We start from the raw sequence: 17,212 nt of genomic DNA, 5'->3' as shown, positions 1-17,212 counted from the left end.
ATATATTAGTGTGCTGCCATCATTTAATAAAGCGATCAATGGCCTTATTCATATTTTCAAGAGCCTTTTCATCACCGATTTCCCAAGCCTCAACAATACAATGGGCAATATGATCTTTAAGAATGACCTTACCGGTATTATTAAGAGCCGCTATAACTGCCGATAACTGAATCAATACTTCACTGCAGTCCTTCTCCTCTTCTACCATCCGTTTAACGGATTCAAGATGACCAATTGCGCGGGATAAGCGATTGAGAACGGCTTTGGTATTATGATGATGGCTATGGCCCTTTTCGCTCATTACCATGATTCAGCTCCTTACGAACACATTAAAAAGAAATCAAGATGATTTGCTGAAAAATAAAAAACCACAGAGCTAACCCCTTTTAGGTTAAACCTCCATGGTTTAATTCATCTCATTCATTTCTTTTGAGGTATGATATTCGCTGTGATTTAGCTTTTTCCTCTTTTCTTGATTACTAATTTGCTTAATTGGTCCCTATCGGTCTTCTCTTCTGCCGTCATCATCGCGTCTGCCGCCCCGTCTGTGGGGGAACACGCCCCCATAAAAGCCGTGGAAATCGCCCCTGTGTTCTCCAAAGCCGCGGCCATGATAATGCTTCATAAATCTCTCCATCTTAAACAGGGGCAAATTCCCAAGCGCTTGGAAATTTGCCCCTCGTCAGCTATGGATTTCTCCATAGCTATTATTTCGTCTTTGCTGACTCCATTTTTTCAACTTCTTCCATCAAAATAGGCACACCCATGGCACAGGAATGGATGCTCAATAAGGTGGTACTCTCTAAGACAGCCATAATCTCCCTTTGGGTCACTCCCAATTCAAGGGCTTTTTGAATGTGTCTGCGCACACCTGGGGCATACATATGGGTGCAAGAAGCATCCACCGCGATGGCGATCAGCTCTGCTGTTTTGGGGTCCACAATGCCGGACATCGCCTGCATGGCCATATCCAGGTATTTCTCAGTCCATACCGGATCCAAATTATATAAGCCGTTCCAGTCATTGTTCCAATACCCGTTTTCCTGTAATCTGTTGCATATCGGGGTTTCAACCTTGTTATTCATTTGACAAGCACCTCTTTCTACTATTTATAGTCGTTTATTGGAGTGGACTTTAGATAGCGGCTCCGCCATTCGGACTGATGACCTGACCCACCATATAACCGCCGCCTTCTGAGGCCAGCCATACCGCAAGGGAAGCATACTCTTCAGGTTCGCCTAATCTCCCCAAGGGGACCATCTGGAAAAATTCATTTCTCGCCTGTTCTGTCATCCTGCCCAAAATATCACTGAAATCATCGGTCATGATGCCACCGGGGGCAATGCAATTCACCAAAATTCCACCCCCTGCCACTTCTGCCGCAACCGACCGGGTAAACCCGATCAACGCCGCCTTTGATGCACTGTAATGGGGGCTATGAATACTTGTAACCGACATCCCCGCCGTGGAAGCAATGTTAATAATCCTCCCGGATTTTTTAGTTTCCATGATTTTCAGGGCTTCACGCGTACAATAAAAGGCGCCGTGAATATTCACATCAAAATAGCTCTTCCATTCCTCATCGGTGATATTCATCGTAATTTGGAGCGAATGCCGCGGCACCGGCTTGGTCACCAGTTCATAATGGGCTTTTCTGCGCTCTGCGCTTTGCGGGTCCGTGTTTAATTTGGCTGCATTATTCACCAGGATGTCCAGAGTACCAAACCGCTCCACAACCTTGGCAAACATTTCCCTCACCTGTCCACTTGAGCTGACATCGCATTGCAGGGGCAGGTACTCTCCGCCCATCTCGTCTAATTCCCGAGCAAACTCCGGTTTCATCGGATGCCGGCCGGCAAACGCCACTTTCGCACCTTCAGCCAGATAGGCTTTGACAATCGCTCTTCCTAGCCCCCCATTTCCTCCGGTTACCAACGCCACTTTGTCTTTAAGTAACATATCCTTTTGCCTTCCTTTCAGCTTAATTCCCCGAACTTACTCATTGATCTGTTCAAGTGATTTTCCACTGGCGCGCACTCCCCAGACGCCGACGATAATCGCCGTAAGGACATAGATCATTCCCGTCACAGCGAATACGCCAACATATCCATACATCCTATTGATCACCGGAATGGCCACCATAGCGACTGCCGTGGGGATACGCCCCGACGAGTAAATAATGCCTGAAGCAGCATTTCTGATATTGGTTGGGAATAATTCCCCTAAATAGGTCTGCGTTACAGCGCACATAGCCTGTATAATCACGGCGATTAACACAGCAACCACGTAAATCCCGGTTTTGTTGTTTAAACTCGCGTAGACTATGGACAGGACCAACGCGGCGATATTTAAAGCAACGATCGGCCATTTTCTTCCGCCCTTGTCAGATATGGCAGCAGCTACAAAAGGTCCGGCCACAAAACCAAAGGACATCATCATCGAAAGGGTTAAACCATCCTCAATGGAATAGCCCTTGGTAACAAATAAGGTTGGGGCAAAGCTGATGAAGATAAATCCTGCCGCATAAGCAAACCAAAATATCTCCAGCAGCACCAAAGTATTTTTATATAGTTTCTTGCTGAACATTTCTTTTAGAACATACAAAACACTGACCTTCTCCGTATTGCGTACCACGCCGCTTAAATCGGCTTTATAGCCCGTCATTTTTTCCACGATTCTTTCTGCTTCCGCCACTCTGCCCTTTGACACAAGCCACCTTGGAGACTCTTCCAGCCACAATAATCCTAAGGCCGCGATGATCAGGCCGCCGCCGCCGATAGCATAAACATATCGCCAGTTTTCCGGAGCCAAGGGGATGACCTTCTTGCAGAAAATAGCAATGGCCGGTATGCCGATATATCCAAAGCCAATCCCGAGAGCCTGCCACTTACCCCGGCTCTCCGCAGGCAGCATTTCAACCATATAGGGTACGGCCACAATAATCAGGCTGGCAATCCCAACACCGGTCAAGAACCTCATCACCATAAAGGCCTGGACATTGGTAACAAAGGCATTGCTAAGGGAGAAGACGGAAAAAAATACTGAGCTGGCCAAAAAGGCCTTCTTTCTTCCGATATGATCAGAGATGAATCCACCGAACAAACTCCCCACCAGCATGCCGATAAAAAACATCGAATTGATCTGTCCCACCTGCTCCATGGTGATACCCCAGTTTTTCATCAGAGTCGGCGCAACAAAGGAAAAATTATAGTTGTCCATCATGTCAAACAGAAGGCCCATGGCAATTAAAAGTACGATTTTTAAATGCTTGGATGTAACCTTGACGCCATCAAAATAGCTGGTGAGTACTTTTTGATTCTCCATTGATGTTTTCCTCCTTAATTTTTCATCAAAAACTTGGCATAGCCTTCCAATTCCCTTAGTTTTTCCTGTTCAAGTGTTGGAACACCACTCAAGGGGTATATTCTTCCCAGAGAAGGGTATTTGCTTTCCCCCAAGCGGTGATAGGGCAAAATCTCATATTCGATATCCCTTGGCATTCCTTTTATAAACTCTACAATAGCCCTAATCTCCCGTTTGGTATCATTGAATCCTGGAACAATCGGCGTCCGAACCCGAATCGCCATCTCCGGAAACTCTGTACATATCTTTTTAAAATTAAACAAGATCTTCTCATTGGCAACCCCGGTATACTTTTTATGCTTTTGGGAATCCATGCATTTTAGGTCATAGTAGACCGTGTCTGCATAGTTCAAGACCTTTTCGATGGCTTCCCACTCAGCAAAACCGGTCGTTTCAACGGCGGTATTCAGCCCCCTCTGCCTGGCCTCATTTATGAGCTTGCCGGCAAAATCAGCCTGCACCAAAGGTTCCCCGCCGCTCAGCGTGATTCCGCCTCCTGAACGGGTGTAAAAAGCGCCGTCCTCTTCAACACTATTCAGAACTTCGTCCACCGTCATGGGGACACCACAAACCTCCACCGCCTTAGCCGGGCAGGCTTCGGCGCAATCTCCGCACTGAGTGCATCGTTCCCTGTCAATCGCGACCTTACCCTCAGCCTCCGTCATGGCGCCGGCACGGCAAGCCTTCAGACAATAACGGCACTCTCCAATACCGATGCATTTATTATCATTGTAAAATACCTCAGGATAAGGATGCTGACTTTCGGGATTGGAACACCATTGGCATTTTAAAGGACATCCTTTTAAAAATACGATCGTTCTTATCCCGGGTCCGTCGTGGATCGAGTATTTTTGGATATTAAAAACCTGCCCCGAATTTTGACCTTTTTGCTTTTCCTTCATAATCTGTGTCTCCTTTAGGAGGAAGGGCAGGACCCGCCGTCGCCCGACGGGGCCTGCGCTTTTCCTTTAACTATAGACTCTGCTCTGTTCTGGCAATAATCTCGTCTTGCAGTTCTTTGGACAGTTCCGTGAAATAAGCGCTGTAGCCAGCTACACGGATCACTAAGCTCCGGTATTTCTCAGGGTCTTTCTGGGCGGCCAGCAAGGTTTCTCGATTAATGATATTAAACTGAATATGATAGAGTTTCATATCGCACCAGGTTCGGATGAGGGACATCAGCTTCCGGGTTCCTTCCTCCCCTTTGACTGAACCGGGGCTCAGTTTCAGGTTAAGTAGTCTGGCCTGTCGGTTTTTGGACCCTTTATTTTTGGAATTGACGTTAGACATGAGCAACCCGGTGGGTCCCTTTGTATCACAACCATGTGAAGCCCCGGTTCCTTCTGCCAGAGGCATTCCGGCTTTTCTGCCGTTAGGCGTTGCTCCCACCACTTTGCCAAAGGCAATATGGAGGGTTACGGGGACCATACGGAGCGATAGGACCGTTCCGGGAATCTCTTTGTTCTGTTCTTCTAAATAATCCAGATGATATTTTTCCAGTTCCTTAGCTATCGCATCAGCCTCAGGATCGTTGTTGGCATATTTAGGCGCATTCAGGCACATCTGCCGGATAGCCTCTTTACCCTCAAAATTAACCACTAAGGCATCCAATAGCTCACCCATCGTCAGCTTTTTATCATCAAAGACCAGCTTCTTAATGGCTGCCAAGGAATCGGCTGCAGTTGCATAACCAATGGCATCACAATAAATTTCGCGCAGGCCCCTCTTTAACCAATGGTGAAGATCCCGGCATTCCTCCATACAAATATCATGGACCATCGAGGTCATGGGAGCCGCCATAAACTTTGTTTTGACCTCATCCAATACTGCCTGCTGGGTTAGGACATGTTTTAATAAATAGAGATGCTGAGTGCGGTAAGCATTCATCACCTCTTCAAAGGAGGTGAAGTTTCTGGGATCACCGGTCTCCGCCCCAAATTGGTAATCGCCATACAGTTTCATCCGGCCGTTATTCAGGGTTAACTCCACTGCGGCGCCAAAATTAACAGCACCGGCGGGAGTCGCATAGGTGTCCACGTTCGGAATTCTGTTCTCGACACAACCGGCGATACAATAATCCAGAGCATCCTCATAGCTTACACCCTTAGCCAGGTACAGAGGAACGATCTCCTCATCATTGAGCAGCTTCGGATAGCCCTGCCCTTCTTTAATGATCTCTGTTACCGCTCTAAGAAATTTATCCGGAGTTTGCGCATGAATCCTTACCCCCATATCCGGATAGTTGATAGGAATCCCCCGCTTGGAATCAAGGATCAAATACGACACCTCGTTGGTCGCATCCTTGCCTTCCCGGGTCTGTCCGCCTATGGTAACACCCTCAAAGTGAGCATACCCCTCTGTGAAAGAGCCGGCCGCCGGGCTTGCCATAATGAACATCGCTTCGGACATATTGACCCAGACGCTCTCCAGCAATTCCCTCGCTTGATCCCTGGTCATCCGGCCTTCTTCTATGTCCTTTTTATAGTAAGGATAGAGATACTGGTCCATTCTTCCCAGACTCAAGGAAGCGGCACCCAGTTGCTCCAAGCGGCAGAACATATAAGCAAACCACTGGGTCTGCAGTGCTTCATAGAAGGTCCGCGCAGGATTTTCCGGAACCCATTCACAGATTTCGGCAATCTGCAACAGTTCTGCCTTCCGCGCCGGATTGCTTTCCTTTTGCGCCATTTCCCGAGCTGATTGAGCATACCGCTTAGCCCAGATCACAATAGCATCACAGGTGATGATCACGGATTGCAGGAAGGGTTCTTTCTCCACCCGTTCAAAGGGATTTTCTATCTCCGCCAGTTTTTCCTGAGCTTGTTTTTTGATATCCTTGATCCCCCGCTCCGCAACCTTTTTATAATCAATGACCCAGTTATGGGAGGCTCGGAAGTTCCCTGAACAAAAAATAATCCCAAACTGCTGATAGATATTTTCCTGATCGGCACCGAACATCAGGGTTCGGGTATCCTCCGGCAGGGCTGCGACAAAGGTCTCTGGAAAGGATTTGTCCTTCCAATAGGGTGCGATCTCCTCCGTCATGATTTTGTAATCTTCTTTAGATACATAAAAAGGAGTGTCGGGGCGGCCGCATATATTTTCTCCCATGCGATCCAAATACGCTCCGTCGATTTCCGGATAAAGCATCCCACAGCGTCCGGGATGATTCTCTCCTTTCCCGACGATCAAATCATCCTCCCCGATATACACCGGGATATTCTCAGCGATATGCTGCAGAGCTAAGGCCCATCTGAGAATCAGGGGCTTGCGCTCGGTAGCTTTCATGGATTCCGTAAACAAACGCGCTCTATCCGTGCATAGCAGAATTTGACTTTTACGGATCGCCTCCATCCTTCTGAAGGTTCTCTCTCTGCCTTTATCTTCGTCCTTCATCTTTCCCTCAAGCCACATCTCCTGAGGGGACAATACTAACGGTTCACAGCAAGACATAGTTTTCGCTCCTCTCCCAAAAATCATCTTAGGATAAAACCCACATTCACATAAAAGACTTCCTTTATCCCTCCCATACGTCCTTAATACTTTGGATGGCTCGCCAACTGCTACACTATAAATGCAAAAAGTATGCCAAACACCAGAGTGCGCAAATTGGATTGTTTTAACCTTCACAACTGTAACGTTTTGTATTATAATGTCCGTAACCATGTGTGAAATTTAATACAAATCCGAACGAGAGGAATGAAGACCATGTCTGCCAAAGAACTGGGTACCAAAGACTTCCAGGAAATACTCGACAATATTATGGAGTCCGTTTCAGTCATGGACGAAAATGGTGTTGTGATGTGGACTAACAAGGCTAACCGTGAGAAGTTAGGTATTACTACCGAGGTGATTGGGAAAGAAGCGAAATATCTCGTTCAGGAAGGGTTAATCGATAAAGCCGTTGTTTACGAAGCGATAGAAAGCGGCAAATTCACAGCGTCTATTATCTCTAAAGGAAGTGAAAAGGATGTTATTGTCTACTGCAATCCGGTCTACGATGAAGAGGGCAAGATCAAGTTTCTGGTATCCAGCGCTATGACTTGCAGTGAAGTGAATCAAATCTTAGAGACTCTGGAAACCGAGCGCCGTATCAATAAGACATACCTTGCGGAGATAAAACACTTGCGCAATACTTTGTTGCTGGGAGAAGATTTCGTTATCGAAAGTACGAATATGAAGTGTCTGCTGGAAGATGTCCAAAAGCTAGCTCCCATCGATTGCAGCGTCTTGGTTACCGGGGAATCCGGAGTTGGCAAAGAGGTTATGGTCAAGACCATTCATAAAAACAGCATCCGCAAGGAAGGACCATTTATCACCGTAAGCATCCCGTCCATTCCGGATAACTTGCTTGAGGCTGAACTGTTCGGATATGAAGAAGGCGCCTTCACAGGAGCAACCCGCGGTGGAAAAATCGGTCTTTTTGAACTGGCCCAAGGCGGAACCCTTTTCTTGGATGAGATTGGGGATATCCCCTATGCTCTTCAAGTTAAACTCTTACGGGCCATAGAGAACGGAGAAATCCGCAGGGTAGGCGGAACCAAGCTCATAAAGATCGACACGCGGATCATCGCCGCTACGAACAAGCACTTGGAACAGATGATAAAAAAAAGCCTCTTTCGAGAAGACCTTTTTTACAGATTAAGCGTTATGCATCTCCATATTAAACCCTTGCGGGAAAGGTTGGAGGATATAAAGCCTTTAGGAGAGCAATTCATACAGAACTTTAATAACAAATATAAAACCGATAAAAAAATCACCGAACCAGCTTTTAATTTGATGAAAAAGTATCCCTGGCCGGGCAATGTTCGAGAATTAAAAAATTTGGTAGAAAGGCTGGGCATCCTTTCAAACGGAGATTTAATCACTGCGGAAGACGTACAGGCCGTTCTCAGTAAAATCAGCAATACTATCGATGATATCGACCCTGATCACTTGAGTGATGATTGGAAAACAAACTCCCAGCTTACGGAAGAGTATTCATCCTATGAAAGAACCAAAATACTCGAGGCTCTAAAAACGGCCCATGGTAACAAAACCAAGGCCGCAGAGCTTCTGGGGATAAGCAGGACAAAATTGTACCGGAAGCTTAAGAATCTATAGGCCCATGATGTGCCCTTCGATGCAAATCGACAATGTACTTTTTTATGTCATCATACTCCGGTTGGCAGACTAATATCTTTTTCGCGTCTTTCACAAGCTTTTGCCCGCTGGCGTGGCTATTTCATACGAGGATATCTGCTGCAGTCCAGATAAGTATAAAGATAAAAAGCTTTCCTTCACAGGGGAGGTTATCCAAGCCGACGATGGATTCGGATACCAACGCTTGTTAATCTGCACTTCATATGATGGAGATAGCATCGTTTATGTGGATTACAAAGGCGCGGAAGAAAGCGATAAAAGCATTATATGCAACAAATCATTCAGTATAAGTCAGAAACACAGACAATAAACGACTTGCATTTACAAGTTTGCTTTTATAACATTTGCAAATTGCACATCCGCATAAACACAAGAAATCGAGTAGGAGCCTTGGCGGAAGATTATAACCACACATTCACAGCTCAACAAGAAAGCTGTAACCATGAATCTTAAATCCTAAGCTTTCGTAAAATTTGTGGGCATCTTTCCTTTTAACATTACTGGATAAAGCCATTTTGTAACAGCCTTTTTGCTTGCATATCTCCATTGCGGCTGTCATCATGCGCTTGCCAATACCCATTCGCTGATAGTTTTCCGCAACGATGACATCCTCAACAAGCCCAGAAGGCGCACCCCTGTGGGCGACGTTATCCATAATCGCTAATGAAAAGGTACCGACGATGTTACCTTCTATCTCTGCCACATAAATAGAATAGTCCGGGTAGCTGTAAATTTTACTGAAAATAAAGACTGCGGCATCGATATCGATACCGCAGTCTTTATTTTCCTCCAACGTCCCATAGAGCTTTAGAATACCCTCTAAATCATTTTCCGCGGCATGCCTGATAACTATCATCAGCACCTTGCTTTCTTTACATTTCTTCCAGCCATCACCGTCACCACATCTAAAACCCGCATTATGGAATTTCGCTCTAAAATCCACAGGTGACAACCGCAGTTCCTCCCAATACATATACTTTGTCTGCATTTGCATAACGATTTTGATAGTAAGTCCTTGTAGTTGCCGATGTGAAGAATTATTTACTAAAATAATAGGGGCTTTTTCTTTCGAAGCATATACAGTACCTGTTAAAACATCCGCGAACCCCTCTTCTGTAGTTAAGCAAATACTATTAGAATTAAGATCATTGCCGAACTTTTGATTTATTGTAATATTTCGCTTATATTTATCTGCTCCAATAATTCAAAAATCAAAACCGTAGGCCCAAAGAACACCAGCACATACCCCTTAATATGTCTCTTAAAGTGCGGACGCAGATGCATCTTCTGAAACCCTTCTTTGGTGATGAGCCTGGTCAATAAACTGCTTATGGCCGGAGTAAACATCGCCCCTGCCAGGATGGCTATGGACATACCTTGCCCATAGGCCGCCCCCAAAAGTGGGATGAGTAAAAAAGCCGTCCACCCTAAAGCGATGGACAATACTACAAATACCATCAACCGTTTCCTGGTTAGATCTTTTCCCTCTTCTTGTTTCATAAGCTGGCCCCTTTCACTTTTTCCATTACCTAAAATAAAAATCCCTCTAAACTTAGACAAATACCGGCTTATCTAGTAGAGAGGGATTTGAGAATCAGTTTGTGCATCAACTATTTTATATTCCTTCGAAAACCAAACCCAAATCAACAACTAGATCCGGGAAAACAGTAACACGGACTTTTGATTCCTCTGTGTGAAGTTCGAGTTACTCCGCAGCTTAATCTCACTTCACCGTAGGATCTTCCATGATTCCCACAAATAACGGGCTATTTGTCTGCCAATCTATGATGGCATAGACAAAAGGCCGATCAAATACGACTTGGGTAAGATCGATGGGCATGCTGGTCGTACTGACTCCTACCCCTGTTACCGCGGCGGCTTCCGTTCCCTTTTCATCCACTTTAATATAGGTTTTATGCTTGACTTCCCCGATGAAAAGATCCTTGGTATGGGCCTTATTCATTAATGAGAAATCTGCCCGATAAGGATCAAAGGCAATCTCCATTCCCAAGGCATGGAGTTCATCCTGGAGTTCATCTTCATAGCTGCTTTCAAATTTCGGCAGAGAGAGGTCAATGTTCTTCGTCTTTTTCGTGCTAATCAATGTTAACATTTCTGCGGCAGTGATAGTGTTGATAAAATCCCGGGGAGATTGGCCTTCCCCAGGCAAGATCCCTACGAAAGCAAACCGCTCATCGGTATAAGGGAGAATGACTCCAGTGGCCCCTTTACCTTGGATATAGTCCATATTCCCGCTTCGTCTCATAAATGGAGTTTCTACACTGCCTGCCGGAGCAGAGAAGGTACTTTCATAGGTGCTTCCAGCCTTAAATTGATCCTTCCACTCCCCTTTAAAGTAAATCGCATTGATAAGGTACATCATTAAATCATCGTCAATCTTCTCGATGATCTTATCGATGGTCCCCTCCGTTTTTTCCTCCACCCATTGATTGATTATCTTAGGGGCCGAGGGATCGGCAAAATCAATGCTTCTTATTCCCGCTTGATAATAGTCTCCATTGGTCTGTAAAAAAGCCGGGTCCGCCTCAAAACCATCACGAATCCAAATCGAATTGGCAATACGCACATCCGCCTTATTTTCTTTATCCATCAAAGAGGTCATCCATGCGGATAAGCCTAGATTAAAGTCCTCCGGCTTTATGTTTTGAGCAGACAAGGCTTTGAGCATGGCTTCCCTGGTCTCACCATCGGCCCCATTTAGGGTCATTCCTAAGGCCAGATAGACAGAGGGTGCTGAAATCATGACATTACCGGTGTTAGCACCGCTTTCCCTGAATAAATTCCATGTAAAATCCAGCAGAGCTTGATTCAACTCTCCATCCATTTTTTGAGGAAGTTGGACAGGATTTTTATTAATCCCCTTCATCAAATCCCCGGCAGCTACTTTGGAGTTCCCTGAGCAGCCGGTCAGGGTCACCCCCAGCATCACCGCCACCAAGGCCCAAGTTACAATTAATTGATATTTTCTACTCATAACCTTACCTCCTTCTAATATTAAGTCGTTTATTTGGGTCAAAAGCTGACATGGAAAATCAATCTCTTTAGAGAATTTAGGCAACTATTGCTATAGCCACCCAAAATCGGATTCGTGTCCGATTTCGGGTGGCTATTGTTCACCGATTTACCAAGGCCTGCACCAGTTTGGGGAATCGCCATGTTCTCGTGTATCTATCGTATAAAGAGTATGATATTTCCTTGCCGGCATCTCCACCCGCATCCCACCAAAGGCACGAGATACCCAGCTTTTTCGCTTTCTTCAAAATATAATTTGCCCATATGATCCGCTGCTGTTCGTTGTCCTTGTCAACCGCCCCGAATTCCGTAATGATTACAGGAATCTTTTTATCAATAAAAAGCCTCTTGAGATCCGAAAATAGCTGATCAATAGCTTCGGTGTCCGCAGGGCTTTCCGGGGTAAATACATCCGTTCCGGATGAGCTTTGGGCGAAACGATACGGCGTATACAAATGTACCGATAAAATCATTCGGCTTCCTTTCGGCAAATAAAAACCTTCAAACGCTGCCGTTTCTGCCCGCGCACAGTAAGCAGGCAAAAGCAAATACCGCTTGGCGTTTTCTCCGCCAGCCGAACGCACCGTTTCTACAAACGCCACATTCAGCTTGTTTACCACATCTCTAGCCGCAGGGGTACCAGAACCCCATTCTTTATCCGTTCCAATCAGACGCGGCTCATTCATACTTTCAAACATCAGCCGTTCATCATAGCTTTCAAACCGATGGGCAATTTGCCGCCATAACGCCTGCATCATTTCTTCGGCGCGTGGAAGATTCTCTTCATCTGGGTAGTACCACTGGTCGTGGTGGGCGTTAATGATCACATAAAAGCCGGCCTCCAATCCATAGTCCACCACCTGCTGCACACGATCCATCCAAGCCTCGTTTACCTGGAGGTTATCATCCATGTGGTCCTGCCATGTCACCGGAATGCGCAAAACAGAGAAGCCCGCTTGCTTAATATCCTGAAGCATCTCCTTGGTGGTAATGGGGTTGTTCCAGTATGTTTCATATATGGCAGGATCACTGGTTTCAAAATGCAAATCATAGGGCTCCAGGGTATTGCCCAAGTTCCAGCCCACACCTAAACTCTTCACAAAGCGCAAATCCTCTTTTGCCGTCCAACCCGATATCAGAAATCCCCCCAACATCACGATTAACAAGACCACCACGAATCTGAAGCACTTTCCTGACTTCATTGCTTTAGTCCCCCTCCTTGCCCCTGTGGCGCACCCAGAATATTGAGAGCCAAATCAGAAGAACGGGCGCTTGGCATGGACTTGTTTCCTAACACACTCTCTTTGCGCAAAATCTGATCCACCCACTCCCTCAGCAGACGGCTGGCCTCAGCGTTATGAATATCGTCATAATTTGCCACGGCATATAATTTTTTGCCATCTTGCACATCCCGCTCGTAGCGGCACAGCAAAGCAAGCCCCTCCACTGGGTGCAAATACAGCTCATTTGGCAGATCCGGCGAATCTGTCACCACATATTTGTAGTTAAAATTAATGAGGTGAACCGGCCCATAGTCTGAATGGATGGTTTCATCCATGTTGATACGCGGATAGCGACGGTTTTGATAGAATACCCCTTGGGTACGGCGGGTGATGTTACGGCGAATATCATTGTAGCTCCCCTGCGCTTTTTTTAGGTCGGTGGGCAGAGTCGGCACACGGTCATAGACAATTTGGAGGTACTGGCTTTTGCTATCCCCGTAGTCTGTGATAAGGAACGCGTATTTCCAGCCACCTGGAATAGCGCTCACATGGACAATTCGCCCTTTCAGCTTGGCTGAATATCTGTCGGTAAGCAAATGCAAATTGACGGTTTCGTTTTCGTCAATATCTGTCGGCTTTTTCAAAAAAAGAGCCACACCAGTTTCAGAGAAATCCGTGGTTTCACAATGAATAACACCATGGGCGTTCGTCCCCAGACGACATTCCACCACAGCCGCCACCCGCTCGCTCATGCGGTAGAAATTGCGTCCAAGAGTAAAAAACAGTGCCATCACCAGGTTGAACAGGTTGACCGACAACCAAAATAAAACCACGATGGGCGATACGGTTCCGCTTTGGAATATCATGGCGGTACAATTGATAATACCAATCACCGACAGGACAGCCAACAGCACAAAGGGAATAGCGTACAAGACGGTTGTCGCTTTTTCGCTGCGTACCCTTTCCTTTTTCGTTACACGGAATTTCTTCAGAGAAATGCCAAAGAACTCCGCAAGAACAGGAAACAGCATGAATGGGAACAGAACAGTTTCGTATATGCTGGTCCATTTGGTGGTTCGTATGCCCCGGCTCAGCATACGCAGTGTAATATTGCTGGAAATGTACATAGGCAGCCAGAAAATCAGCACCTCCAGCAAGGTGCACTTGATGACCATGAACCCAAAGACAGCGAATAAAATGGGGGACATGATATAGGACAGCCGTTTCAAGGGTGCATACCAATACCAAACAGAGGCCCAATAGTTGGCTTTCTGCCCAAAGGAAAGCTCTGGCGAAAGGATAATATGCATTTTACGTCCTGTTTGAATACACCCGCGCGCCCAGCGGATTCGCTGCTGAATCAAGTTGGGCAGGTCGGTGGGCGATAACCCACTGGCCAAAACTTCATTGATTGCATAGCAGACATATCCCTTTTTCTGCAACAGGATGCCGGTGGCGAAGTCCTCCGTGATCGCCCCTTCAAAGAAACCGCCGATGTCCTCAATAGCAGCACGGCTCAGCATGGTGTTGGAGCCGCCGTAAATGACGCTGTTGGAACGGTTGCGGGACACCTGCACATCTTTGTAAAAGTAATCCTGCTCATTAGGGATACGGTTCTCTGAATACAAAAAGAATTGAAATAAATCAGGATTGTAAAAGCTTTGGGGGGTCTGCACAAACCCCATACGGAGCTTCTTGCCGTCCTCACGGGAGGCATTTTGCAGATCGGCGTCCACAAAGTAGGGGACACAGCTCATTAAAAAACTGTGCTGTGGAATCATATCCGCATCCAGTGTCACAATCAACGGTGCACTGGTTACCGACATGGCGTTGTTCAAATTGCCGGCTTTGGCACCCTTGTTGTCCTCGCGGCAAATATAATTGATCCCCATCTCCATGGCCAACTGGCGGGCCTCAGGGCGGCGCCCGTCATCACAGAGATGAATATGCACCTTGGATTTGTCCGGGTAATCCAGATACTTACATCCATTGATGGTTTTATACAGCAGATCGATGGGTTCCGTATAGGTGGCAATAAAGATATCGACATCGGGGAACAGATGCAGCGGCACTTCGGGTACCGGGTGATTTTCAATGCGATGCATGTTGAAATAGTGCACCAGTGATTCGAGTGCGCCCAAAAACTCTACCACGAGCAAAGACACACCTGCAATGATGGAAATAACGCCATATTCTATGGGTAGGGTATACCGAACGCGCCAGTACAGGTAAATTGCATTCAAAACCATTGTCAGAATCATCCAGGACCGGTAACGAAAGGCTTGGGACCGGCTTGTTGCATTCATTTGCTTCTCAGCTATCATCTTAAGGCCTCCTTTCAACATACACCATGGTTTTTCCGTCACTAACAAACTGTTGTGTTCCGTCTCCTGTGTAAAAAATCCGTGCGCCTACTTGTTTTAGGGCATCTTGGACGGCTTGGTCGCCGTCAGAAGCAGTGATTACGGCGTACTGCGGCCGCAGCTGTTCAATCAATAAGCCTGAGGACCGGCTGGCACGTCCATGGTGCGCCACCTGATACAGCTGCACGGCCGGCCAATGGATCTGCATCAATTCGTTCAGCCGCTTTTCCTCCGCATCCCCCGCAAAGGCCATATCCACCTTCCCATGCTTTATCCAAAGGGCCAGAGAATAATTATTATCCTTCCGGTAGTGCTTCTCCAGCGGCGGATACACAGTCATCTGCATTTGGCCGCAGGTAAAGCTTCTGGGGCGGGTGGGGTAAATCTGCGCTACCCCCAGGGAATCAATGGTTTGCCTCAAGGCGTCGGCCAGGACATTTTCCTTGGCATAATACGGCTGTATCACACAGCGTACTTCAAACTGCTCAAGAAGGGCGGGAGCACCCCCAATATGATCCTGGTCGGGATGAGTCAACACAAGATAATCAATCACGCTTACCTGCTGTTCCTGCAAAAAAGCCGTGATAGCTGGGGCGTCCACTTCTTCCCCAGTATCAACCAGAATGACGGCCTCACCCTGTTTGAGCAGGATGGCGTTAGCGTCGCTTTTGGTCTCGATGAAGAACACTTCCACAGAACCTTCCGTCGTAGGACCGACATTTACCCGCCACACAAAAAAGAAGGCGGCCGCAAGTATGGCCAAAAAGAGGGAAAGTCTCAAGGCGAAACCTATTTTTTTAGCCATAACCATCTCCTCTCCCCCCATAAAGCAAATCATCGTTTAAAGAAAGGGAACATATCTGCCCCAATGCTCTGAGCCTCACAGGCTACTACCACTAACGAATACTCGCCACTTGCCACAAGCTTTTCCATGCTGGCCACGTCATTTGAAGCCACCACCCGCGCATCCACTTCACCGCACATCAAAGCCAGATAAGCGGCGGTCGTCAGGAAAGTGCTGTCGCACAGCAGCAGAACCTTTTCTCCGTCCGGATTGCGGTGATTCACGATGTGCACCCGTGTGACGCCTCCCCCGAAATATGTTTTAGAAGGGTTGTCATAGCGCGGGTCTCCTACATTCAGGTAATCCATATTCAGCACGGATTGGGAAAACGGGCCGCGGCGAAGGATATTTTGGGAAGAAATCCCCAATGTCAGGTCGGTTTCAAAGGCCGGAACTACTGCTACAAAGTCGTCCAAACCAGAAAAAGGCATGCCTGCGCTGTGTCCGTAATCGCCCAACAGTATCTGGGGATAGATGTAGGCTTCATAATTGGCTAAATCGCTGTAGAATCCATCTGAATCCAGCTCAACACCCAACTTATCCTTTGCCGCATCGGCAACGCTGCCCGCTGCAAACTGGGCGGCACGCGCTGTCCATCGGCTGTCGGTGCGGTAATAGTAGTCCGTGTAGTCAAGGGGTGCTGTTTTGAAGCTTTCGCGCAAGTCCAGATTGCTCACGTGGTAGGCCAATAAATCCAAAAAAAGCTCATCCAGATTACGCAGACTGGAGTGATCCGGCAGATAGCCCTCCGGCATTTTCGTGGTGCCGGGCACAAACTTGCCGGTAGTTCCCACAAACAACACCTGTGTCCCCTTGAGCGCAGCTGCTTGCCGCAGTTTACCCAATCGCCGGGCATATTCCTCAATATTGGGATCTATCTCCTGATAGAGGTTGGTTCTCAGCAGATAGCCATCGTTGTCTTTCACAATGAAAAAAGTGCCGGTCTCCCGTTTGCCCTGCGCCACCAGGCCGATTGAGTATATATCGCGTATCTCCAGACGGTATGGGAGCTGGTAGCGGATGGCGCTCTCCATTTCTTCTCTAAGGGAAGAGGGGGTGCGCCAGCTTTTCAGTGGGTCATAAGCCGCCAATGTGCCAAGCACACTGTCATATGTAAACCAAAGGGAAAACCCGCTTGCTCCAATTAGTACAGTTAACATGAGTACGGCTGCTGCGATTTTATGCCAATGCACCTTTGGGGAATTATCCATGTGATCCGCCTCCCTTCCTTACCTGGCTTCACC

General features: G+C 47.0%; 15 protein-coding genes and 1 pseudogene. 1 reads left to right on the top strand and 15 read right to left on the bottom strand.

All coding sequences use genetic code 11. The annotated features are described in order from the left end of the window. Window positions 1-19 precede the first annotated feature (19 nt). The 7 genes from DESDE_RS01645 to hpsG form a co-directional block, all read right to left on the bottom strand. The gene (locus tag DESDE_RS01645; protein WP_014792304.1) at window positions 20-307 is read right to left on the bottom strand and encodes a metal-sensing transcriptional repressor; all 288 of its coding nucleotides are present in this window, start codon (window positions 305-307) and stop codon (window positions 20-22) included. A gap of 146 nt (window positions 308-453) precedes the next feature. Continuing rightward, on the bottom strand, window positions 454-612 hold the full coding sequence (locus tag DESDE_RS20915) for a hypothetical protein (protein ID WP_174270132.1): 159 nt from the start codon (window positions 610-612) through the stop codon (window positions 454-456). A gap of 95 nt (window positions 613-707) precedes the next feature. After that, window positions 708-1,085: a carboxymuconolactone decarboxylase family protein gene (locus tag DESDE_RS01640; protein ID WP_014792303.1), complete on the bottom strand. Its 378-nt coding sequence runs from the start codon at window positions 1,083-1,085 to the stop codon at window positions 708-710. Window positions 1,086-1,134: 49 nt separating this feature from the next. After that, window positions 1,135-1,959: an SDR family NAD(P)-dependent oxidoreductase gene (locus tag DESDE_RS01635; protein ID WP_014792302.1), complete on the bottom strand. Its 825-nt coding sequence runs from the start codon at window positions 1,957-1,959 to the stop codon at window positions 1,135-1,137. Between the two features lie 36 nt (window positions 1,960-1,995). Next, window positions 1,996-3,324 carry an MFS transporter gene (locus DESDE_RS01630; RefSeq protein ID WP_014792301.1) on the bottom strand — a complete coding sequence of 443 codons (1,329 nt, stop codon included), beginning with the start codon at window positions 3,322-3,324 and terminating at the stop codon, window positions 1,996-1,998. Window positions 3,325-3,338: 14 nt separating this feature from the next. After that, the gene (gene hpsH / locus DESDE_RS01625) at window positions 3,339-4,265 is read right to left on the bottom strand and encodes a (2S)-3-sulfopropanediol dehydratase activating enzyme (protein ID WP_014792300.1); all 927 of its coding nucleotides are present in this window, start codon (window positions 4,263-4,265) and stop codon (window positions 3,339-3,341) included. Between the two features lie 70 nt (window positions 4,266-4,335). Further along, on the bottom strand, window positions 4,336-6,816 hold the full coding sequence (gene hpsG, locus DESDE_RS01620) for a (2S)-3-sulfopropanediol dehydratase (RefSeq protein WP_014792299.1): 2,481 nt from the start codon (window positions 6,814-6,816) through the stop codon (window positions 4,336-4,338). A 246-nt stretch (window positions 6,817-7,062) separates the two neighbouring features. On the opposite strand from hpsG, the gene DESDE_RS01615 reads away from it, so the two are divergent. Next, a complete protein-coding gene (locus DESDE_RS01615; RefSeq protein WP_014792298.1) occupies window positions 7,063-8,466 on the top strand; it encodes a sigma-54 interaction domain-containing protein in 1,404 nt (467 codons plus the stop codon). A 454-nt stretch (window positions 8,467-8,920) separates the two neighbouring features. On the opposite strand, the gene DESDE_RS01610 is transcribed toward DESDE_RS01615, so the two are convergent. The 8 genes and pseudogenes from DESDE_RS01610 to DESDE_RS01580 all read right to left on the bottom strand — a co-directional run bounded on the left by DESDE_RS01610 (window position 8,921) and on the right by DESDE_RS01580 (window position 17,179). Beyond that, window positions 8,921-9,448, bottom strand: a complete 528-nt coding sequence (locus DESDE_RS01610; RefSeq protein WP_148269935.1) for a GNAT family N-acetyltransferase — start codon at window positions 9,446-9,448, stop codon at window positions 8,921-8,923. Window positions 9,449-9,595: 147 nt separating this feature from the next. Then, window positions 9,596-9,673 (bottom strand): annotated as a pseudogene (locus DESDE_RS22950) (hypothetical protein); the annotation flags it as partial. Further along, window positions 9,670-10,005: a hypothetical protein gene (locus DESDE_RS01605; protein WP_041917182.1), complete on the bottom strand. Its 336-nt coding sequence runs from the start codon at window positions 10,003-10,005 to the stop codon at window positions 9,670-9,672. The gene DESDE_RS01605 and the pseudogene DESDE_RS22950, both read right to left, overlap by 4 nt. Window positions 10,006-10,228: 223 nt before the next feature. Further along, window positions 10,229-11,500: a serpin family protein gene (locus DESDE_RS01600; protein ID WP_014792296.1), complete on the bottom strand. Its 1,272-nt coding sequence runs from the start codon at window positions 11,498-11,500 to the stop codon at window positions 10,229-10,231. Window positions 11,501-11,639: 139 nt separating this feature from the next. Next, window positions 11,640-12,740 (bottom strand): glycoside hydrolase family 5 protein, encoded by a 1,101-nt coding sequence (locus DESDE_RS01595; protein WP_014792295.1) that lies wholly within the window; start codon window positions 12,738-12,740, stop codon window positions 11,640-11,642. Continuing rightward, window positions 12,737-15,085: a glycosyltransferase family 2 protein gene (locus DESDE_RS01590; RefSeq protein ID WP_014792294.1), complete on the bottom strand. Its 2,349-nt coding sequence runs from the start codon at window positions 15,083-15,085 to the stop codon at window positions 12,737-12,739. The genes DESDE_RS01595 and DESDE_RS01590 overlap by 4 nt, the downstream gene beginning before the upstream one ends. 1 nt (window position 15,086) lies before the next feature. Continuing rightward, window positions 15,087-15,929: a ComEC/Rec2 family competence protein gene (locus DESDE_RS01585; protein ID WP_014792293.1), complete on the bottom strand. Its 843-nt coding sequence runs from the start codon at window positions 15,927-15,929 to the stop codon at window positions 15,087-15,089. Window positions 15,930-15,958: 29 nt separating this feature from the next. Beyond that, on the bottom strand, window positions 15,959-17,179 hold the full coding sequence (locus DESDE_RS01580) for an alginate O-acetyltransferase AlgX-related protein (protein WP_014792292.1): 1,221 nt from the start codon (window positions 17,177-17,179) through the stop codon (window positions 15,959-15,961). Between the last annotated feature and the right edge of the window lie 33 nt (window positions 17,180-17,212).

It is taken from the genome of Desulfitobacterium dehalogenans ATCC 51507, from assembly GCF_000243155.2.
Classification (GTDB): domain Bacteria; phylum Bacillota; class Desulfitobacteriia; order Desulfitobacteriales; family Desulfitobacteriaceae; genus Desulfitobacterium; species Desulfitobacterium dehalogenans.
The sequence above is the reverse complement of the archived record's forward strand: the minus strand, read 5'-3'. Positions and strand labels throughout refer to the sequence as shown.